16 protein-coding genes are annotated in these 21,099 nt (G+C 64.0%); 7 read left to right on the forward strand and 9 right to left on the reverse strand.

Features of this window, described 5'->3' with window-relative positions:
- The first annotated feature begins 69 nt into the window (after positions 1 to 69).
- The 5 genes from ACWGPT_RS08235 (at position 70) to dnaE (ending at position 7,958) form a co-directional block, all read left to right on the forward strand.
- A complete protein-coding gene (locus ACWGPT_RS08235) occupies positions 70 to 339 on the forward strand; it encodes a DUF1467 family protein (RefSeq protein ID WP_452605113.1) in 270 nt (89 codons plus the stop codon).
- A 435-nt stretch (positions 340 to 774) separates the two neighbouring features.
- The gene (proS, locus tag ACWGPT_RS08240) at positions 775 to 2,097 is read left to right on the forward strand and encodes a proline--tRNA ligase (RefSeq protein WP_452605114.1); all 1,323 of its coding nucleotides are present in this window, start codon (positions 775 to 777) and stop codon (positions 2,095 to 2,097) included.
- A gap of 46 nt (positions 2,098 to 2,143) precedes the next feature.
- Positions 2,144 to 3,451 (forward strand): lipoprotein-releasing ABC transporter permease subunit, encoded by a 1,308-nt coding sequence (locus ACWGPT_RS08245; protein WP_452605115.1) that lies wholly within the window; start codon positions 2,144 to 2,146, stop codon positions 3,449 to 3,451.
- A gap of 13 nt (positions 3,452 to 3,464) precedes the next feature.
- A complete protein-coding gene (locus ACWGPT_RS08250) occupies positions 3,465 to 4,148 on the forward strand; it encodes an ABC transporter ATP-binding protein (protein WP_452605116.1) in 684 nt (227 codons plus the stop codon).
- A gap of 321 nt (positions 4,149 to 4,469) precedes the next feature.
- On the forward strand, positions 4,470 to 7,958 hold the full coding sequence (gene dnaE / locus ACWGPT_RS08255; protein WP_452605117.1) for a DNA polymerase III subunit alpha: 3,489 nt from the start codon (positions 4,470 to 4,472) through the stop codon (positions 7,956 to 7,958).
- 6 nt (positions 7,959 to 7,964) lie between these two features.
- On the opposite strand, the gene ACWGPT_RS08260 is transcribed toward dnaE, so the two are convergent.
- The 3 genes from ACWGPT_RS08260 to ACWGPT_RS08270 all read right to left on the reverse strand — a co-directional run bounded on the left by ACWGPT_RS08260 (position 7,965) and on the right by ACWGPT_RS08270 (position 11,082).
- Entirely contained in the window at positions 7,965 to 9,281 is a 1,317-nt protein-coding gene (locus ACWGPT_RS08260) for a L,D-transpeptidase family protein (protein WP_452605118.1), read from the reverse strand.
- Positions 9,282 to 9,390: 109 nt separating this feature from the next.
- The gene (locus ACWGPT_RS08265) at positions 9,391 to 10,683 is read right to left on the reverse strand and encodes a DNA polymerase IV (protein WP_452605119.1); all 1,293 of its coding nucleotides are present in this window, start codon (positions 10,681 to 10,683) and stop codon (positions 9,391 to 9,393) included.
- Positions 10,684 to 10,773: 90 nt separating this feature from the next.
- Positions 10,774 to 11,082, reverse strand: coding sequence for a DUF3572 domain-containing protein (locus tag ACWGPT_RS08270; protein WP_452605120.1), 309 nt, complete (start codon positions 11,080 to 11,082; stop codon positions 10,774 to 10,776).
- Between the two features lie 131 nt (positions 11,083 to 11,213).
- On the opposite strand from ACWGPT_RS08270, the gene ACWGPT_RS08275 reads away from it, so the two are divergent.
- Complete coding sequence (locus ACWGPT_RS08275; protein WP_077547187.1) at positions 11,214 to 11,585, forward strand: response regulator; 372 nt, start codon at positions 11,214 to 11,216, stop codon at positions 11,583 to 11,585.
- A 16-nt stretch (positions 11,586 to 11,601) separates the two neighbouring features.
- On the forward strand, positions 11,602 to 12,972 hold the full coding sequence (locus tag ACWGPT_RS08280; protein ID WP_452605121.1) for a PleD family two-component system response regulator: 1,371 nt from the start codon (positions 11,602 to 11,604) through the stop codon (positions 12,970 to 12,972).
- Between the two features lie 465 nt (positions 12,973 to 13,437).
- Here the strand turns inward: ACWGPT_RS08280 and rpmG are convergent, their stop codons facing one another.
- From rpmG to topA, 6 genes are all read right to left on the reverse strand, one after another.
- On the reverse strand, positions 13,438 to 13,605 hold the full coding sequence (gene rpmG, locus ACWGPT_RS08285; RefSeq protein ID WP_452605122.1) for a 50S ribosomal protein L33: 168 nt from the start codon (positions 13,603 to 13,605) through the stop codon (positions 13,438 to 13,440).
- Positions 13,606 to 13,697: 92 nt separating this feature from the next.
- Positions 13,698 to 14,882, reverse strand: coding sequence for an MFS transporter (locus tag ACWGPT_RS08290; protein WP_452605123.1), 1,185 nt, complete (start codon positions 14,880 to 14,882; stop codon positions 13,698 to 13,700).
- A 9-nt stretch (positions 14,883 to 14,891) separates the two neighbouring features.
- The gene (locus ACWGPT_RS08295) at positions 14,892 to 15,542 is read right to left on the reverse strand and encodes an NUDIX domain-containing protein (protein WP_452605334.1); all 651 of its coding nucleotides are present in this window, start codon (positions 15,540 to 15,542) and stop codon (positions 14,892 to 14,894) included.
- A 32-nt stretch (positions 15,543 to 15,574) separates the two neighbouring features.
- The gene (locus tag ACWGPT_RS08300) at positions 15,575 to 16,024 is read right to left on the reverse strand and encodes a DUF983 domain-containing protein (RefSeq protein ID WP_452605124.1); all 450 of its coding nucleotides are present in this window, start codon (positions 16,022 to 16,024) and stop codon (positions 15,575 to 15,577) included.
- Positions 16,025 to 16,034: 10 nt separating this feature from the next.
- Entirely contained in the window at positions 16,035 to 18,371 is a 2,337-nt protein-coding gene (gene rnr / locus ACWGPT_RS08305; protein WP_452605125.1) for a ribonuclease R, read from the reverse strand.
- Positions 18,368 to 21,040 carry a type I DNA topoisomerase gene (gene topA, locus ACWGPT_RS08310; protein WP_452605126.1) on the reverse strand — a complete coding sequence of 891 codons (2,673 nt, stop codon included), beginning with the start codon at positions 21,038 to 21,040 and terminating at the stop codon, positions 18,368 to 18,370. Before topA ends, rnr begins: the two co-directional genes overlap by 4 nt.
- Between the last annotated feature and the right edge of the window lie 59 nt (positions 21,041 to 21,099).

Consider the following 21,099-nt stretch of genomic DNA (forward strand, 5'->3'; position numbering starts at 1 on the left):
CGCCCGCGCCGGCGGGTTTGAGGTCACTGCGTTTGCGGCTATAAGCGCGAAATCACAGGAACCCCTCGAATGTCGTTTCTCTCCTTCTTCGCCGTCTACTTCATCATCTGGTGGATCACGCTTTTCGCCGTGCTGCCGCTCGGTATGCGTTCGCAGGGCGATGAGGGGGACGTGACGCTGGGAACGGTGGAAAGTGCCCCGGCCCGGTTCCGGGCAGGCCGCGTGCTTCTGCTGACGACGGCGATTTCAGCTGCAATCTATGCGGCGTGGTTCCTCGCCTCGAATTATTTCGGCCTCAGCATCGGCAATCTTCCCCGCATCGTGCCGGAATTCGGATAGTCTCCAAGGCTGAAGGGCAAAAAAAAACAAGGCCGTTAGGCCTTGTTTCCAGTTTCGCGTGATCCTTACCGTTGCCGGGGCTGCGTCGAACGCGCCTGAGATCTGATCCTCCCAAGACTTGACCGCGAGGTCGGCAAGAATTTGTACTTCCTGCCTCTTTTATGGGCCGAAGCTAGCCTAAAGATTGGGCCTTGTCACCTGCTTTTTTGTAATTTGGCTACACTCAAAATATTATTTCGTCATCGGCTGAAATGTCGCATCGCTGTCACGGCGCCGCCCTCGAAGGGTCGGGTTTGCGGTCGTGCGACGGGGCCGCGAACGTGACGAACGCACCGGTCGGCGGGTTTCCTTGGCCCGGCGAAACCGCTATGAACGCAGCCAACCAGCTTGAAAACCGCGATTCCCGGTGGGGACGTCGAAACTTCGGAACATTCCATGCGCCTATCCCGCTATTTCATGCCGATCCTCAAGGAAAATCCCAAGGAAGCGGAGATCGTTTCCCACCGCCTGATGCTGCGGGCGGGGATGATCCGCCAGCAGAGCCAGGGCATTTACTCCTGGCTCCCGCTCGGCAAGCGCGTCCTCGACAAGGTCAACCGGATCATCCGCGAGGAGCAGAATCGCTCCGGCGCGATCGAGCTGCTGATGCCGACGCTGCAATCGGCCGAACTCTGGCAGGAGAGCGGCCGCTATGACGACTACGGCAAGGAAATGCTGCGCATCAAGGACCGGCAGGACCGTCCGCTGCTCTACGGCCCGACGAACGAGGAGATGATCACCGACATCTTCCGCTCCTACGTGAAGTCCTACAAGAACCTGCCGCTGAACCTCTACCATATCCAGCTGAAGTTCCGCGACGAGATCCGCCCCCGCTTCGGCACGATGCGCTCGCGCGAGTTCCTGATGAAGGATGCCTATTCCTTCGACCTGACGCAGCAGGATGCCATCCACTCCTACAACCGGATGTTCGTGGCCTATCTGCGCACCTTCGCGCGGATGGGGCTGCGCGCCATCCCGATGCGCGCCGATACCGGCCCGATCGGCGGCAATCACAGCCACGAATTCATCATCCTCGCCGAGACCGGCGAATCGGAAGTCTTCAGCCACAAGGCCTTCGTCGATTTCGACATCCCCTCCGCGGATACCGATTTCGACGACGTCGCGGGCCTGCAGGCGATCTTCGACAAGTGGACGTCCGTCTATGCGGCGACCTCCGAAATGCACGACGAGGCGGCCTTCGATGCCATCCCCGAGAGCGACCGCCTGTCCGCCCGTGGCATCGAGGTCGGCCACATCTTCTATTTCGGCACCAAGTATTCCGAGCCGATGGGCGCCAAGGTGCAGGGTCCGGACGGCAAGGAACACTTTGTCCACATGGGATCCTACGGCATCGGCCCGACGCGCCTTGTTCCCGCCATCATCGAAGCCTCGCATGACGAGAACGGAATCATCTGGCCGGAGGCCGTCGCCCCGTTCGACGTCGTCGTCATCAACATGAAGCCGGGCGACGAGGCATGCGACCGGCTGTCGGAAAACCTCTATGCGGGCCTCGGCAAGGCCGGCAGGGACGTCCTCTATGACGACAGCGACGACCGCGCCGGCACCAAGTTCGCGACCGCCGACCTGATCGGCGTGCCGGTCCAGGTAATCGTCGGCCCGCGTTCGGCGGCAGCCGGCGAGGTCGAGGTCAAGGACCGCAAGACCGGTGCCCGCGAGGTGATGACCTTCGAAGCCGCGATGAACCGGCTGGCCGGCTGAGGCCGCGTCACCGGATGGACGATGAGTTGAGGCTAGGGACGGACGGATGGCGAGCGTGACGGCAGGGGAGCAGACGAACAGGGAAGGCCACGGATCGGCTGCCGGGCCCTTTTCCGCGTTCGAACGCATGGTCGCGTGGCGCTACCTGCGCTCCCGCCGGAAGGAAGCCTTCATCTCCGTCATTGCCGGCTTCTCCTTCATCGGCATCATGCTGGGCGTCGCGACGCTGATCATCGTCATGGCCGTCATGAACGGCTTCCGCACCGAACTGATCTCCCGCATCCTCGGCATCAATGGCCACATGATCGTGCAGCCGGTGGACGGGCCATTTACCGACTATGCGGACCTGACGGCCAAGTTCCAGGCCGTGCCGGGCGTGCGGATCGCGCTGCCGCTGGTCGAGGGGCAGACGCTCGCCTCCGGTCGCGCCGGGGCCGGCTCCGGCGCGCTCGTCCGCGGCGTGCGCCCGGAAGACCTGGAAAAGCTCGGCGAAGTCGCCAACAACATCCGTCAGGGCGACATAATCGGCTTTGCGTCGGGGCAGGGCGTTCTGGTCGGCTCGCGGCTTGCAGCCTCGCTCGGGATCACCGCCGGCGACGACATCACGCTGATCTCGCCCGAGGGCGACATTACCCCGATGGGGGTCAATCCGCGGGTCAAGTCCTATCCCGTCTCCGGCGTCTTCGAGATCGGCATGTCGGAATACGACGCGACGATGATCTTCATGCCGCTGGAGGAGGCGCAGCTCTACTTCAATGCCGGCGGACTGGTGCAGTCGATCGAGCTGTTCGTCGACCATCCCGAGGGCGTCGACGGGTTGCGCCCGCTCGTGGAGGCGGCCGCCGGGCGGCAGATCCACATCACCGACTGGCGCCAGCGCAACCAGACCTTCTTTTCCGCCCTGCAGGTCGAGCGGAACGTCATGTTCATGATCCTCACGCTGATCGTTCTCGTGGCGGCGCTGAACATCATTTCCGGCCTCATCATGCTCGTGAAGGACAAGGGAAGCGATATCGCCATCCTGCGCACAATGGGGGCGAGTTCCGGCGCGGTGATGCGGATATTCTTCATGACCGGCGCGGCGATCGGCACGGTCGGAACGCTCGCCGGCGTCGTCCTCGGCGTCATCGTCTGCCTCAACATCGAATCCATCCGGCAGTTCTTTTCCTGGCTTTCAGGTACGGTGCTTTTCGATCCCGAACTCTATTTCCTCAGCCAGCTCCCGGCGGAGATGAGCTTCAGCGAGACGCTCTCGGTCGTGCTGATGGCGCTGACGCTCTCCTTCATCGCCACCATCTTCCCCGCCTGGCGGGCTTCGCGGCTCGATCCGGTGCAGGCCCTCCGATACGAATAGGACCAGATCCCTTATGGCAGGCAAGACAGTCCTGAAGCTCTCCGGTGTCGAAAGACATTATGGCCAGGGCGAAACCACGCTTTCCATCCTCAAGGGTGCGGATTTCGAGTTGCGCAGCGGCGAGATCGTCGCGCTCGTGGCGCCTTCGGGAACCGGGAAATCCACTCTCCTGCATCTCGCCGGACTGCTGGAACATCCCGATGGCGGCGAGGTCTTCGTCGGCGGCCATGCCTGCAACGGCCTTCCCGACGACGACCGCACCGCCATCCGCCGCAGCGAGATCGGTTTCGTCTATCAGTTCCACCACCTGCTGCCGGAATTCACGGCGCTCGAGAACATCATGATGCCGCAGCTGATCGCAGGGCTTCCCGAGCGGGAGGCGAAGGAGCGGGCAAGCCAGCTTCTCGACTACATGCGCATCGGCCATCGCGCCGATCACCGTCCGGCAGAGCTCTCCGGCGGCGAGCAGCAGCGCGTCGCCATTGCGCGCGCCGTCGCCAATGCCCCGCGCGTCCTTCTTGCCGACGAGCCGACCGGCAACCTCGATCCGGAAACCGCCTCCTATGTGTTCGATGCGCTGGAGGCGCTGGTGAAGCAGTCCGGCCTCGCGGCCCTGATCGCCACCCACAACCACGACCTGGCATCCCGCATGGACCGGCGGGTAACGATCGACGGCGGCAAGGTCGTCGGCTTCTGAAGCTTCCCTCTTAACCTTTTGTATACCGAGGCTGCCGGCAACGGCGGCCCTTTTTGTTCTCGTTTCGTTTCGCGCTTGACTCATTGGACAAAAATAGAACAAAATAAAAACATAAAGGAACAAGGGAGACGACCATGACTGATTTCATTCGGGACATCGCCGCATTCGCTTCCATTGCAACCTTCATCGCGAGCATCTCCATGCTCATGCTGGCCATGTAGACGGGCCGAAGGCGGAATATCCGTTGACGACGCAAGTCCGAACTGGACTTGGGAGGCTTCGCGCCGGAAAATCACCTGATTCATGAGGTGAGAGACGACGATGGCCGACGAGATGGAAAGCACGGGTGCAGCGAGCGGAGAGCATTCGCCTCAGTTCGTCCATCTGCGCGTCCATTCGGCATTTTCGCTGCTCGAAGGAGCGCTGCCGCTCAAGAAGGTACTGGCGAAGGCGCTTTCCGACGGCCAGCCGGCGATCGCGATCACCGACACCAACAACCTGTTCGTCGCGCTTGAATTTGCCCAGAAGGCGATCGGCGACGGTCTCCAGCCGATCATCGGCTGCCAGGTCTCCATCGACATGGAGGATCAGGCAGAGGATCGCCGCAACAACCAGATGGCGAAGCAGCCCGCCATCGTGCTCCTGGCCTCTACGGCCGACGGCTACGAGCGGCTGGTCGATCTCGTCAGCCGCGCCTATCTCGGAGGCGAGGGGCATGGCAGCACTTATATCGAGCTGTCCTGGCTCCAGGAGATCGGGACGGAGGGGCTGATTGCACTGACCGGCGCGGCCGGCGGCCCCGTCGACAGGGCGATGCGGGAAGGCAATCCCGCCCAGGCAAGGTCACGGCTTCTGGCGCTGAAGCAGGCGTTCGGCGACCGGCTCTATGTCGAGCTGCAGCGGCACGGCGCCTATGACCGGCGCCACGAGCACAAGATGATCAGCCTTGCCTACGAGCACGATCTTCCCCTGGTCGCCACCAACGAGGCATTCTTTCCCTCGCGCGACGATTATGACGCCCATGATGCGCTGATGGCGGTCGCGCACAATGCGATCGTCTCCGACGACAGCCGTTTCCGGCTGACGCCCGACCACTACCTGAAGAGCCGCGCCGAGATGGCGGCGCTGTTTGCCGATCTGCCGGAGGCGCTCGCCAACACGGTCGAGATCGCCCGGCGCTGTTCCTTCATCCTCAACACCCGCGCTCCCATCCTGCCGCGCTTCACCGGCGCCACGGCCGATCCGGAAGAGGCCGAGCGCGCGGAGACGGAGGAGTTGCGCCGGCAGTCGATCGAAGGTCTGGAGCGGCGCATTGCCGCTCTCGGCATCAGCCCCGGCTATACGGAGCAGGACTATCGCGAGCGCCTCGACTTCGAGCTGAGCGTCATCGAGAGGATGAAGTTCCCGGGCTACTTCCTGATCGTCTCGGACTTCATCAAGTGGGCGAAGCAGAACAACATCCCTGTCGGTCCCGGCCGCGGATCGGGCGCGGGCTCGCTGGTCGCCTATGCGCTGACGATCACCGATGTCGATCCGCTCCGCTTCTCGCTGCTCTTCGAACGCTTCCTCAATCCCGAGCGCGTCTCGATGCCCGACTTCGACATCGACTTCTGCCAGGACCGGCGCGAGGAGGTGATCCGCTACGTCCAGCAGAAGTATGGCCGCGAGCAGGTGGCCCAGATCATCACCTTCGGATCGCTGCAGGCGCGGGCGGCGTTGCGCGACGTCGGGCGCGTGCTGGAAATGCCCTATGGCCAGGTGGACAAGATCTGCAAGCTGGTGCCGAACAATCCCGCCAACCCGACGCCGCTTTCCAAGGCGATCGAGGAGGAGCCCCGCCTCCAGGAAGAGGCGGAGAAGGAACCGGTCGTCGCCCGGCTGCTCGACATCGCCCAGAAGATCGAAGGCCTCTACCGGCATGCATCGACCCACGCCGCCGGCATCGTCATCGGCGACCGGCCGCTGTCGAAGCTCGTGCCGATGTATCGCGATCCGCGCTCCGACATGCCGGTCACCCAGTTCAACATGAAATGGGTCGAGCAGGCGGGACTGGTCAAGTTCGACTTCCTCGGCCTGAAGACGCTCACCGTACTGAAGACCGCGGTCGATTACGTCGCCAAGCGCGGCATCCATGTGGACCTCGCCGCCATTCCGCTGGATGACGAGAAGACCTACGAAATGCTCTCCCGCGGCGAGACGATCGGGGTGTTCCAGGTGGAAAGCGCCGGCATGCGCAAGGCGCTGATCGGCATGCGGCCGGACTGCATCGAGGACATCATCGCGCTCGTGGCGCTCTATCGCCCGGGCCCGATGGAGAACATCCCGGTCTACAACGCCCGCAAGCATGGCGAGGAGGAGATCGAGTCGGTTCATCCGAAGATCGACTATCTCCTCAAGGAGACCCAGGGCGTCATCGTCTACCAGGAGCAGGTGATGCAGATCGCCCAGGTCCTGTCCGGCTATTCGCTCGGAGAGGCAGACCTCCTGCGCCGGGCGATGGGCAAGAAGATCAAGGAGGAGATGGACAAGCAGCGGGCCCGCTTCGTCGATGGTGCCGTCAAGAACGGTGTGTTGAAGCCGCAGGCCGACCTGATCTTTGACCTTCTCGCCAAGTTTGCCAATTACGGCTTCAACAAGTCGCACGCCGCCGCCTACGCCATCGTGTCCTACCAGACGGCCTTCATGAAGGCCCATTATCCGGCCGAATTCCTTGCCGCGTCGATGACGTTCGACATGGCGAATACGGAAAAGTTGAACGATTTCCGCCAGGACGCGGCCCGCCTCGGCATCACCGTCGTGCCGCCGTCGGTGCAGACCTCGTTCCGTCGTTTCGAGACCGATGACAACCGGATCTACTATGCGCTCGCGGCCATCAAGGGGGTCGGCGAAGCCGCCGTCGAACACATCGTCGAGGTCCGCGGCGACCGGCCCTTCGCGTCGATCGAGGACTTCTGCCTGCGCATCGATCCGAAGCAGATCAACCGCCGCGTGCTGGAAAGCCTCATCTGCGCCGGCGCCTTCGACTGCTTCGGCCGCGACCGTGCCGAACTGATCGGCGGCCTCGATCGCATCATCGGCTATGCCCAGCGCGCCCAGGAAAACAAGACGAGCGGCCAGTCCGACATGTTCGGCTCGTCGTCCGCGGCCGGCCCCGAGACGCTGATCTTCCCGCCTTTCTCGCCCTGGGTTCCGTCCGAGAAGCTGATGCGGGAATACCAGGTGCTCGGTTTCTATCTCTCCGCGCACCCGCTGGATTCCTATGGCGACGTGCTGGCGAAGATGCGCGTCCAGAGCTTCGCAGACTTCTCCGTGGCGGTGAAGAAGGGGGCGACGGCGGGCCGTCTTGCCGGAACGGTCACCGGGCGCCAGGAGCGCAAGACCCGAACCGGCAACAAGATGGGGATCGTCACCTTCTCCGATGCCTCGGGCCAGTTCGAGGCCGTGCTTTTTTCCGAGGCGCTGGCGCAGTATCGCGACCTGCTCGAACCGGGCAAATCGCTCGTCATCACGGTTCAGGCCGACGAACGTCCGGAAGGCATCGGCCTGCGCATCCAGACGGTCGCCTCGCTGGAGGAGCAGTCGGTGCGGATGCAGAAGGCCCTGCGCCTCTATGTCCGGGACTCAGGTCCCCTGAAGACGGTGACCCGCCACCTGAATGCAAGGGGCGACGGGCTGGTCTCCTTCGTCGTCATCAAGGACGACGGGCAGCGCGAGATCGAGGTCGAACTGGCCGAGAAATTCCGTATTTCCCCCGAAATCGCCGCCGCGCTGCGGGCGGCGCCGGGAGTGCTGGACGTCGAACTCGTATAACCGGCCTCAGTAGAGGCCGACGCCGTTGCGATAGGCGCGGGCCGGCTTCTGGCGGACCTGCTTCGGCTTTGCCGCCGCAGTCCGGGCCTCGGCAAGCTGAGCCTCGGAACGGGTCAGGGTGATGAAGTCGGTGCCCTTTCCGGTCTCCGGTCCCAGGCCCTCGTCGGTGATCGTCATGGAGGTGCCGTCGGTCAGCAGCGAAGCGATGCGCTCGCGGATATCGGCGGGGATGTCGAGGCGGTCGAGCGCTCCGGATGCGGATGAAGCAGCCGTGTCCGCGCCGATGTCCAGTCGCTTGCGGTCCGCCGGCGTGAGATGGTTCGGAAGGGTCAGCGCGTGCCACTCGGCGCTGCCTTCAGTGCGGTTCACGTTGCTTGCCGTGAAGAAATGCGTGCCGAGCGGGGTCTCGGGGTTCTTCAGGCCGATGGGCGCCTCGAAGAGCGGTGCGAAATTGCGGCGGACGAGGAGTTGCGCCGCAGGCGGTTCCTGCTTGCCGGAAGAGCGATGGAGCGCGGAAAGAAACTCCCTGGTCAGCGCCGAGCCCGGGGGAAGCTCCTTCCACCGCTTGAAGCCGGCGATTGCCGCCTGCGTCTTCGAGCCCATCAGTCCGTCGGGCGTTCCCGCATCGAAGCCGAGATCGTTCAGCATGGCCTGTACGTCCTGCACGGTCTCGCGCAGTTCGCGCCGCTTGACGAGGATGCGCAGCGGCCGGGCGTCCTGCGGTTCGATGGAACCGGTCAGCGTGGGGTCGGTCGCGCCCTCCGCCATCGCCACTTCATAGGCTTCGGATGCCTGCCGCTTGACCGTCGGCCGCAGGTCGATGTCCGACATCAGCGGTTCCGATTGCAGCGGCTTGAGAGGGGCGAAGAGGTTGGCGTGGGTAATCGGGGCCGGCGTCACCGGTGCGTCTGCGACGATCACGTGGACGCCGCGCTCCGTCATCCCGAAGAGCGTCTTTGCAAAGCCCGGAGGAAGGCGCACGCAGCCGTGCGAGGCCGGGTAGTCCGGTACATGGCCTTCGTGAAGCGCGATTCCGGACCAGGTCAGTCTCTGCATGAACGGCATCGGCGCGTTCGAATAGATGTTGGATTCGTGGTACCGGCGCTTTTCCAGGATGGAGAAGATGCCGCTCGGCGTCGAATGGCCAGCCTTGCCCGTGGAGACCCGCGTGGTCGCGATGACCTTGTCCCCGTCATAAACGGTCATCGACTGGTTGCTCTTGGAGACGACGATCTGCAGCGTATGTTCGATTTCGGCGAGGGCGGGATGGGAAAGGATCGTGGCGGACAGGAGCCCGACACCAAACGCGAGACGACGCAGCATGGAGAACCTCTTTACGCAATACTGAGCGGGGGAGATTACCAGCGGTGAATTAATGAAGATTTGCCGAAGAATGTAACGAATCGGATTGAGGGCGGCGCGTCATCACATGTCAGTGATCGCGCCTGCGGTCGCCGAACGTATAGCCGGTTTCGACCGCCGCCTTGCCGAACTTGTCGCGAAGCCGGTCCATGGCAGCCTCTGCCGCGGCGCGGCGCCCCGCATCGTGGTCCACCAGGTCCGGCGGGTCCGCCCGGTCGGGATCGCAAAGGTCGGTGACGCCGATGCCTATGAGGCGAAACCGGGTGCCGTCGGCTTCAGGTTCGAGAAGCGACAGCCCGGTGCGGAAGATACGGTCGGCGAGCTGGGTCGGGTCCTCCAGCCGCCGGTTTCGCGTGCGGCTCTTGAAATCCGATGTCTTGAGCTTGAGGACCACCGTCTGGCCCGCGATCGCGTTCTTCTTCAGGCGCAAGGAAACCTTCTCCGACAGGCGGCGAAGGATCGGGACGAGATCTTCTCGCCGAGAGATGTCGTCGAAGAATGTCACCTCGGCGGAAACGCTCTTGGCCGGGTCGTTTGGATGGACGCTGCGGTCGTCGATACCGCGGGCAAGCCGGTAGAGGCGCTGGCCCATGGAGCCGTAGCGCCGCATCAGGTCGGCTTCCTCCATCGCCTGCAATTGCCCGATCGTCCGGATCCCGTCGGCCTCCAGCGTCGTGTTGAAGGCCTTGCCGACACCCCATATCGTCGTCACCGGACGCGGCGCGAGGAAGGAGAGGGCCTCTTCGCGGCCGACCACGGAAAAGCCGCGCGGTTTCTGGAGGTCGGATCCGACCTTGGCCAGGAACTTGCAGTAGGAAAGCCCGATCGAAATGCTGATGCCGATCTCGGACGAGATCCGGTTCGCAAGCTTCGCGAGGATGCGCGCCGGCCGGTCGTGATGCAGGCGCTGCGTGCCGGAAAGGTCGAGAAACGCCTCGTCGATCGAAAGCGGTTGAACGAGCGGCGTCAGTTCCAGCATCATCTGCCGTATCTCGCGGCCAACCCGCACGTATTTCTCCATGTTCGGGCGGATGACGACCGCGTCGGGACAGGCCTCCAGCGCCTTGAACATCGGCATGGCCGATCGCACGCCGTTGATGCGGGCGATGTAGCAGGCCGTGGAGACGACGCCGCGCTTGCCGCCGCCGATGATGACCGGCTTGTCGACAAGCTCCGGATTGTCGCGTTTCTCGACGGCCGCATAGAAGGCGTCGCAGTCGATATGGGCGATGGAGAGGTCGTGGAGTTCGCGATGATAGAGGAGCCGGGGACTGCCGCAGCTGCGGCAGCGGCGCAGTTCCGCCTTCTGCTCGGCGAGGCAGTCACGACAGAAGCCGGGTTTTGTCTCGGGCGAGGGCGTCATGGGGCGGAACGGAAGTTGAACATCCGCAATCTATGCCCTGCCACGGCAAATCTCAACGCCGCTCATTGCGCGTCCACATGGAAGAGGGGCTCAGTATTCCCCGGAATCGAGGCCGGGCTTGGAAAGGTGACGCCAGGCGGAGGCGACGTCCTCCGGCTTCGTTCCGCTTGCCTCGCAGAAGGCCAGCAGCGTCGGCTCGTGGGCCATCACGAAATCGAGCATGCCCGCCAGGAAATCCGGATCGTTGACGGCCTGGCGCAACTGCCCGGCTTCCAGCCCGGAAAGGGCGAGGAAACGACCGAGCATGTCAGGCTCGCCCGCCAGCCAGCCCAGCACGGCCACCGCCGTCTGGTCCGCCGCCTCGCGCCCGGCCTTCACGTTTTTGGGATCGTCTCGCATTGCCCGGAGATGGTTACCTCTTTTTCAACCAAATGGCCGTACCGTCGCTCGATGTGACGGAGATGGAATCGGCCGTGCGCGACCTTATATCTTGAAATGAGGCTTGCAAGGCAGCATCGGGGACGGGGTACATGCCCAAACGGGTCATGATTGTCGAAGACAACGAGCTCAACATGAAGCTCTTCCGCGATCTGATCGAGGCTTGCGGCTATGAAACCATCCAGACGCGCAATGGCATGGAGGCGATGGAGCTTGCCCGCAAGCACCGCCCCGACCTCATCCTGATGGACATCCAGCTTCCGGAAGTCTCCGGGCTCGAGGTGACTAAGTGGCTCAAGGAAGACGACGAACTCCATATCATCCCGGTGATCGCCGTGACCGCCTTCGCGATGAAGGGCGACGAGGAGCGTATCCGCCAGGGTGGCTGCGAAGCCTATGTTTCGAAGCCGATCTCAGTTCCGAAATTCATCGAGACCATCAAGACCTATCTGGGCGACGCGTGATGCCGGAGCGCAGGACATGACCGCACGCATACTGGTCGTTGACGATGTCCCCGCCAACCTCAAGCTGCTCGAGGCCCGGCTGGTGGCGGAATATTTCGACGTCCTGACCGCCGAGGACGGCTACAAGGCGCTGGCAATCTGCGAGCAGAGCCAGGTCGACCTCATTCTCCTCGACATCATGATGCCCGGCCTCAGCGGCTTCGAGGTCTGCGAGCGCCTGAAGGCGGATCCGCGCTTTTCCCATATTCCGGTCGTCGTGGTGACGGCGCTCGACCAGCCGGCCGACAGGGTGCGCGGGTTGAAGGCCGGCGCCGACGACTTCCTGACGAAGCCGGTCAATGACCTGCAGCTCATCTCCCGCGTGAAGAGCCTCGTTCGGCTGAAGACGCTGAGCGACGAGTTGCGCATCCGCGCCGAGACGGCCCAGAGCGCCGGTATAGAAGACATGCTGAAGGGCACGGACGGCCGGGACGAGCCGGGACAGGTCCTGCTGGTCGATAGCCGTGCCAACTCCCAGGAGCGGCTCATCAAGGCGCTGAAGCCCATTGCCGAGGTCGTGGCGATCTCCGACCCGCAGGCAGCCTTGTTCGAGGCCGCCGAAAACAGCTTCGACCTCGTCATCGTCAATGCCAATTTCGACGACTATGACCCCCTGCGCCTCTGTTCGCAGCTCCGGTCGCTGGAGCGGACCCGCTTCCTGCCGCTGCTCATCGTCACCGAGCAGGGCGAGGAGGACCTCATCGTCCGCGCGCTCGACCTCGGCGTCAACGACTACATCATGCGGCCGGTCGACCCGAACGAACTCGTCGCCCGCAGTCTGACCCAGATCCGGCGCAAGCGCTACAACGACCGCCTGCGCGTCAGCGTCCAGCAGACGATGGAACTGGCGGTTACCGACGGCCTGACCGGGCTGCACAACCGCCGTTACCTCGACAGCCACCTGAAGACGCTCTTCAATCGCGCCGCCGCACGGGGCAGGGCGCTCTCGGTCTGCATCACCGACATCGATCGCTTCAAGGCGATCAACGATACCTACGGCCACGATGCCGGCGACGACATTATCCGGCAGTTCGCAGCACGCATCCGTTCGACCGTCCGCGGAGCGGATCTCGCCTGCCGCTATGGCGGGGAGGAGTTCGTCGTCGTGATGCCGGACACCGACGCCGAGGCAGCCGGCGTCATTGCCGAGCGGCTGCGCGGGCTGATCGAACACCAGGCCTTCCTCATCCGCGCGACCGGCCAGTCGATCAGCGTGACCGCCTCGCTCGGGATCGCCTCCAACGAGGCGGGAGCCGAGACGCCAGAGCAGCTGATGAAGCAGGCCGACAGGGCGCTCTACGAAGCAAAGAACGGCGGCCGGAACAGGGTCGTCGCGGCGGCCGCCTGAAGTTAGGTAGTCTAGCCCATCGCCCTCGTTGCGGGGCCAGCTGCGCCGCCGATGTGGCGCCGACATTGCCGACCAATATCTCCAGTCCTCAAGAACAGACCGAAGCGGCGTCAGGTTAAGATGCCGCTATTCATTCTTTGCGCGGCGAATTACGTCATATTTTAACCAACATTCGAGTTCGCGCGGAGGGAGGGCAAGATTTAGTTGATTTCTTTAAGAGTTTGCGCGATTTTCAGTAATGTCAGATACCCCATGATGCTCAGGTCCGCCGCATCTCCTGGGTCGTGGGGTCGGTCGATCGGTTGCATCTCCCGGTTCCTCGTGCCGGTTTGCAATCGGTCGACCCCCAAATAAAAAAGCACCGCTTTTCAGAAGCGGTGCTTTTTTATTTGTCCTGAAGGGCAGGCATGAAAAAAGGCGCGTCGCCCTGGGGCCCGCGCCTTCGTCCTTGCGGATACCGCGATCTTACTTGATCTTGGTTTCCTTGAATTCGACGTGCTTCTTGGCGACCGGGTCGTACTTGGTCTTGGACATCTTGTCCGTCATCGTACGGCTGTTCTTCTTGGTCACGTAGAAGAAACCGGTGTCCGCCGTCGACAGCAGCTTGATCTTGATGGTCGTAGCTTTCGCCATGGTGTTCTGCCTTTAGGAAAAATGAAGCCGCGGACGGCCGGATGGTGTCCACGGCGAAATCTGGCGCGAAACTACAAATCGCGCCCGAAAAGTCAAGTCCGTTTCGGTTTAAAAAGGAACCGGCCGATCGAGAGCAGGACATAAAGCCCGAAGAACGAGGCAAGTGCCCATGCGAAACCGTTATTGCCGGCGATATCGATCGCCGCGCCGATCGCCTGCGGCCCCGCAACTGTCCCCACGGCATAGCAGAAGACGAAGGCGGCGTTCGCCGCGGCGAGGTCGGCGCCGGTGAGTCGCGAGCCGAGATGGGCAAGGCCTACCGTGTAGAGGCCCGACACGCAGCCACCCCAGAACAGCAGCACGACGGCCGTCAGCAGCCAGTCCCCGATCAGAAGCGGCAGAAGCAGCGAGCCCACGAGGCCCGTCAGCGCCATCAGCGCCAGGAGCGGTCGCCGGTCCCGCAGCCGGTCGGAATACATGCCGAGCGGGATCTGGAAGATCATGTTGCCGATGCCCATCACGGTGAGGAGCAGTGCTGCCTGCGCCTCGCCGAAGCCCATCCGCACCGCATAGATCGGAAACAGCGAAAGGCCTCCGGCCTCCACTGCGCCGAAGACGAAGACGGCGGCGGTCGCGGTGGGCACGAGGAAGATGTAGCGGAGGAAGTGGCGCTCCGGCTTTTCGTCGAGAACGGGGCTTTCGTGGCGTGCAATGTAGATCGGCACGGCCGCCATCAATATGGCGCCGGCGCCGATCAGGAAGGGCGCCACGCCCTCGCTGCCGATGGCGGAAAACAGCAGAGGTCCCATGGCGAACCCGACCGCCAGAACGGTCGCGTAGATGCCCAGCACCAGCCCCCTGCGACGTGGCGGGGCGGTGGCGTTGATCCAGAACTCGGAGAGGATGAACAGCGTGGTCGTGGCGCCATGGAAGGCGAAGCGCAGCGGAAACCACATCCAGAAGTCAGTGGCATAATAGAAGCCCAGTCCGCTGACGGACGAGATGAGGACGGCCCAGAGCATGGTCCTGGCGACCCCGAAGTCATGGGCGAGCCGCGTCGTGATGGGCGCGGCAATCATCGCGGCCACGCCTGCCATGGCCGAGTTCAGCCCGATCATCGTCGAGGATATGCCGCGCTTCTCCAGGATGATGCTCAGCAGCGGAAGGCCGAGGCCGATCGCTATACCGACCGCGCTGATCGCCGAGATCGCCGCGAGGAGCGATGGCCAGTGTATTTCCTCGACGGCGTGGTTGAGGTCGTTCTTGGGATGGGACATCCTGTGCCTCTAGAGTTCGGTCCGGACGAACCGTCCACCGCGCATGAAGTAGTAGGGAACCGGCAGTCCATAGGGGAGGGTGGGGTCGCTCTCAAGCAGCATTTTGACGTCGTCGAGAACGGCACGCGTTATCTGCGGCACCTTGAGGTCGGCAAGGTCGGAGAATGCCACCCAGCGGAGATCCTGCAGTTCGTCGGTATCCTCGAGCGGTACCGCGGCGATATCGGCCTCGTCGGCCGGCAGGAGGAAGAAACGGGTGTCGAAGCGGCGAACGTTGCCGGGCGGCGTGACGGCACGCGCCACGTAGCGCAGGGCGCCGAGGTCCGCCGGGCCACCACTCGCAAGGCCGGTCTCCTCGCGCAGTTCGCGCAGGGCCGCCAGTGCAAGGGCGCGGGCGGTCGACGGTCCGGTGCGGGTCGCCGTTCGCGCGAGAAGCCGCTCGGTAACCAGCGGATGCAGGTCACGCCGGAAGGGAAGGGCGTAGTCCTGCCTGTCCCGGCGTCCGCCCGGAAAGACGTAGACGTCGGGCATGAAGGCATGGCCGCCGCCTCTGCGTCCCATCAGGAAGCGGGGCGTGCCCTGGTTGCGATCGAGAAGGATTATGGTGCTCGCATCCTTCGGGCGCAGCTTTTCCATGTGCCTGAGCGAAGGTTCGTCCATGGCGAACGGTGCGGGTGCGACCGCGGCCGGCTTCACGGAAGTCGGTCTCCGTGATCGGCGGCGTCCTCTTCTGTCTCGCCGCCGAAGCCGTGCATCCTGTAGGCCCACTGGAGCCCGATGACGCCGCCCTTGATCGGCTGGATCGTCAGGAGCGCGGCAAGGACGGAGAGCGGTATCCAGATTGCGAGATGCACCCAGGCGGACAAGGGGTAAACCGCGTCCGTCAGCATGTAGCCCGTCATCAGCACATGCCCGACGACGAAGATGACGAGGTAGGCCGGCAGGTCGTCGGCCCTGTGGTGGTGCATTTCCTCGCCGCAGGCCGAGCATTCGTCCACCGGCTTGAGGAAGGCCCGGAACAGGTGGCCGGTGCCGCAGGCGGGGCAGGTGCCCCTCATTCCGCGTCCTATCGACGGCATGAGGGCGCGCTCTTCCTCCCGCGCCCCTCCGAATCGGACCGGCTGGTCTCCCTGTCCATGCATATGCTTACTCCTATCGGCCGCGCGGGGGCCGGGTGCCGGCCTTCACCCGCCGCTGGCTTCGGTCTCTTCGCCCGGATTTGTGAAAAGATCGTGTCGCGGTCGGCATTTTGCGGCCCTCGCTGAGCATTTCGAAGCGCAACGCGCCGGCCAGCGGGATCGCTTCGGCCAGCCGAACCTCGACGGAATCCCCGAGCTGGTAGCCAAGCCCGGATTTTTCGCCCGTCAGTGCCTGATGGGCCTCGTCGTAGATGAAATAGTCCGTGCCGAGGGTGGAGATGGGCACGAAACCGTCCGCCCCGTACTCCGGCAGCGCTATGAACAGGCCGGCCTTGGTGACGCCCGATACGCGCCCCTCGAATTCCTCGCCGATGCGCTCGCTCAGGTGATGGGCGATGAGCCGGTTGATCGTATCGCGCTCGGCCGCCATTGCCCGCCGCTCGAAGGTCGAGATCTCGGCGGCAATGTCGTCGAGGTTTCCTTCCTCCTCGGGCGTGATGCCGCCTTCGCCCAGTCCGAGCGATCCGACCAGCGCGCGATGCACGATCAGGTCGGCATAGCGCCGGATCGGCGACGTGAAGTGCGCGTATTTCATCAGGTTCAGCCCGAAGTGGCCGATGTTCTCGGGGCTGTAGATCGCCTGGCTCTGCGAGCGAAGGACCATCTCGTTGACCATGATCTGGTGGGGCGTGTCGAGCGCCCGCGCCAGGATCCCATTGAAGGAGTTCGCCCGCAGCTGTCCGCCCTGGGCCATGGAGAGGCCGATCGTGGCGAGGAATTCCCTGAGCGTCTCCTGCTTCGAGAGCGCCGGCGCGTCGTGGACGCGGTAGACGAGCGGCTGGCGCTTCTTCTCCAGCGTTTCGGCCGCGGCGACATTCGCCTGGATCATCATCTCTTCGATGAGCTTGTGGGCATCCAGCCGCTCGGGGATGAAGACCCGGTCCACGGTCCCGTCGGGCTTGAGAATGATCTTCCGCTCCGGCATGTCGAGTTCGAGCGGCTGCCGCCGCTCGCGACCGCGCTTGAGGGTCGCATAGGCCTCCCAGAGAGGCTTGAGGATCGGCTCCAGAAGCGGCGCGGTCTTGTCGTCCGGCTTGCCGTCGATCGCGGCCTGCGCCTGCTGGTAGGAAAGCTTGGCGGCACTCTTCATCATGATGCGATGGAAGGTGTGGCCCGCCTTGCGGCCCTCTTTGGAAAAGACCATGCGCACGGCGATCGCCGGCCGGTCCTCGCCTTCGCGGAGGGAGCAGAGATTGTTGGAGATCCGTTCGGGCAGCATCGGCACGACGCGGTCCGGGAAATAGACCGAGTTGCCGCGCTTTAGCGCCTCGCGGTCGAGCGGGGAGCCGGTACGGACATACCAGGAGACATCGGCGATCGCGACGGTGACGATGACGCCGCCCGGGTTGTCCGGAGAGTTGTCCGGCTCCGCGTAGACAGCGTCGTCATGGTCCTTGGCGTCGGCCGGGTCGATGGTGATGAGCGGGACATGGCGCCAGTCCTCGCGCTTGGCCATCGTCGCCGGACGTGCCGCCTCGGCTTCGTCCAGGACCGCCTGGGGAAAGATATGGGGAATGCCGTGGGCGTAGATGGCGATCATCGAGATCGCCTTCTCGGACCCGACCGAGCCGACCACCGACAGGACGCGGGCGCGGGGCAGGCCGAACCGGCCGCTGCGTGCAACTTCCACCTCGACGAGGTCGCCGTCCTTGGCATCGCCCATGCCGTCCCGTTCGATCAGCATCTCCTCACCTCGCCGATCGATCGGCATCAGCCGCGTCTCGTTCTCCATAGTGCGGATGACGCCGAGCGACGCGCCGCGACGGCGGTCGATGATCTTGATGATGCGCGCCGTATAGGCGGAGCCGCTGCGATCCTTGTTGGGGAAGATCTTGGCGAGAACCCTGTCGTTGAGCCCGGCCGCAGGCGTCTTGCCCTTGCCCTTGCGCTCGGAAGGCTGACGGATCAGCACCGCCGGCGCGACGCCCTGGTCCTCCGGCCATTCCGCAGGCCGGCCGATGAGTTCGCCATCCTTGTCGCGGGTGGTGATGTCGATGACCGTGACGGGGGGCAGCGCGCCCGGGCGCGACAGGGACTTGCGGCTCTTCTTCAGGAGCCCCTCGTCCTCGAGCGTCCTCAGGAGGTCCTTCAATTCCACCCGCGCCTCGCCCTTGAGGCCGAAGGCCTTGGCGATCTCGCGCTTGGATGCGCGATCGGGATTGTCGGCGATGAACTCGAGCAGGACCTCGCGCGGCGGCACCGCGCCGTGGATGATGGCCGTACCTCCGGAGGAGGGCGCATTTTCCTTGCGGCGTCCTGGCGCGGATCTTTCCCGATCTTGTCTGGTCACGTTCCGGTCTTCTTCGCCTTCGTCGCAGTCTTCGTGGTGGCCTTCGGCTTTGCCGCGGCCTTGGGCTTTGCCGCAGCCTTCGGCTTGGACGCGGCCTTCGGTTTCGCGGCCGCCTTCGGCTTTGTTGCCTTCGCCTTGCCCGAACCCGCCTTGCCGCCCTTCTCGACGATCAGCGCAAGTGCCTCTTCCATCGTTACCGCCTGCGGATCCTTGCCCTTGGGCAGCGTCGCATTGACCTTGCCCCAGTTGACATAGGGTCCGTAGCGGCCGTCACGAACGGTAATCGCGCCGCCATCGGGATGATCTCCCAACGTCTTCAGTGCGGCCGGTGTTCCGCGCCCGCGCCCGCCCGGTCCCTTGGCCTGCTTCTCGGCAAGGACCGTGACGGCCCGGTTGAGGCCGATCGTGAACACGTCCTCGACGCTTTCGAGATTGGCATAGCTGCCGTCATGCAGCAGGAACGGGCCGTAGCGCCCGATGCCGGCGGAGATCATCTTCCCGCTTTCCGGATGCTTGCCGATGTCACGCGGCAGGCTGATGAGGGCGAGCGCCTTCTCGTGGTCTATGTCCTCGGGCTTCCAGCCCTTAGGCAGCGACGCGCGCTTGGCTTCCTTGCCTTCGCCGCGCTGGATATAGGGTCCGAAGCGGCCGGAACGGAGCGTCAGGTCCTCGCCCGTATGCGGGTCGGCGCCGAGCGACTTCGGCTCGTTGAGGCCGTTTGCGTCCGCTTCCGCACCTTCCTGCGAGAGCTGGCGCGTATAGTTGCATTCCGGATAGTTGGAGCAGCCGACGAAGGCGCCGTACTTGCCGAGCTTGAGCGAGAGCTTGCCCGTGCCGCAGACCTGGCAGATGCGCGGATCGCTGCCGTCCTCGCGCTTGGGGAAGACCAGCGGTGCGAGCGCCTCGTTGAGCGCGTCCAGGACGTTGGTGACGCGCAGTTCCTTGGTTTCCTCGATCTGAGCGAAGAAATCCTGCCAGAATTCGCGAAGAACCTGCTTCCAGTCGAGGTCGCCGGCGGAAATCCTGTCGAGTTTCTCCTCGAGATCCGCCGTGAAGTCGTACTCGACATACTTCGTGAAGAAGTTCTCCAGGAACGCCGTGACCAGTCGGCCCTTCGCCTGCGGGATCAGCTTGCGCTTCTCCATGGTGACGTAGTCTCGGTCGCTCAGCGTCTTGAGGGTGGCGGCATAGGTCGAGGGCCGTCCGATGCCGAGCTCTTCCATCTTCTTGATGAGCGAGGCTTCGGAATAGCGCGGCGGCGGCTCGGTGAAGTGCTGGCTGGCATTCACCCTGTTCTTGTCGAGCTTGTCACGGGCGTTGATTTCCGGCAGCCGTACGTCCTCGTCGCCCTCGTCGGAAGGTTCCGCATCCTCGCGGCTGTCGGTATAGGCGCCGAGAAATCCGTCGAAGCGGATCACCGAGCCGACGGCCCGCAGGCCTGCCTTCTGGCCGTCGTTCTCCGCGAGAATCTCGACGGTCGTGCGCTCGATCTCGGCCGATGCCATCTGGCTGGCGATACCGCGCTTCCAGACCAGTTCGTAGAGACGTGCCTGGTCCGCGTCGAGATAGCGGCGGACCTTGTCGGGCGTGCGGTTGAAATCGGTCGGGCGGATGGCTTCGTGCGCTTCCTGGGCGTTCTTCGCCTTGGTGGAGTAGAAGCGGGGCTTTTCCGGCACGTAGCGTTCGCCGAACTGTTCCTGCACGGCGCGCCGCGCACCCTCGATCGCCTCCGGCGCCATCTGCACACCGTCGGTACGCATATAGGTGATCAGGCCGACCGTCTCGCCGCCGATATCGACGCCCTCATAGAGCTTCTGGGCCACCTGCATGGTGCGCGAGGCGTTGAAGCCGAGGTTGGAGGACGCAGCCTGCTGCAGCGTCGAGGTCGTGAAGGGCGGGCCGGGATTGCGCTTGACCGGCTTTGCCTCGACGCTCTCGACCACGTAGTTCGCGCCGTCGAGCAGTGCTTTCAGGCGATTGGCGTCGTCGCCCGTCTTGATCGAGCGGTTCTGCAGCCGCTTGCCGTCCGCCGACACCAGCCGCGCCTCGAACTCGTCGCCGCGCGGGGTCCTGAGCAGTGCCGAGATGTTCCAGTATTCTTCCGAGACGAAGCGCTCGATTTCCGACTCGCGGTCGCAGACGAGACGCAGCGCGACCGACTGCACGCGTCCGGCCGACCGCGCGCCGGGCAGCTTGCGCCACAGGACCGGCGAAAGGTTGAAGCCCACGAGGTAATCGAGGGCGCGGCGGGCGAGATAGGCGTCGACCAGCGGAACGTCGATGTCCCGCGGCGCCGCCATCGCGTCGAGCACGGCCTTCTTGGTGATGGCGTTGAAGACGACGCGCTTGACGGGCTTGTCCCCGAGGACGCGTTTCTTCTTGAGAAGATCGAGGACGTGCCAGGAAATGGCTTCACCTTCGCGATCCGGGTCGGTGGCAAGGAACAGGCCGTCGGATGCCTTGACCGCGTCGGCAATGTCCTTGATGCGCTTCTGCGAGGCGCTGTCGACCTCCCAGGACATTTCGAAGTCCTGGTCGGGAAGGACCGATCCGTCCTTGGCGGGCAGATCGCGGACATGCCCGAAGGATGCGAGAACCTTGTAGCCGGGCCCGAGATACTTGTTGATGGTCTTGGCCTTGGCCGGAGATTCGACGACGACGACGTTCATTGAGCTTCTCTGTGAGGTGCATGGCCGGACGCGGACACGGGTTCCGGACCGGATTTTGG

This window comes from Pseudorhizobium sp. NPDC055634 (assembly GCF_053618655.1).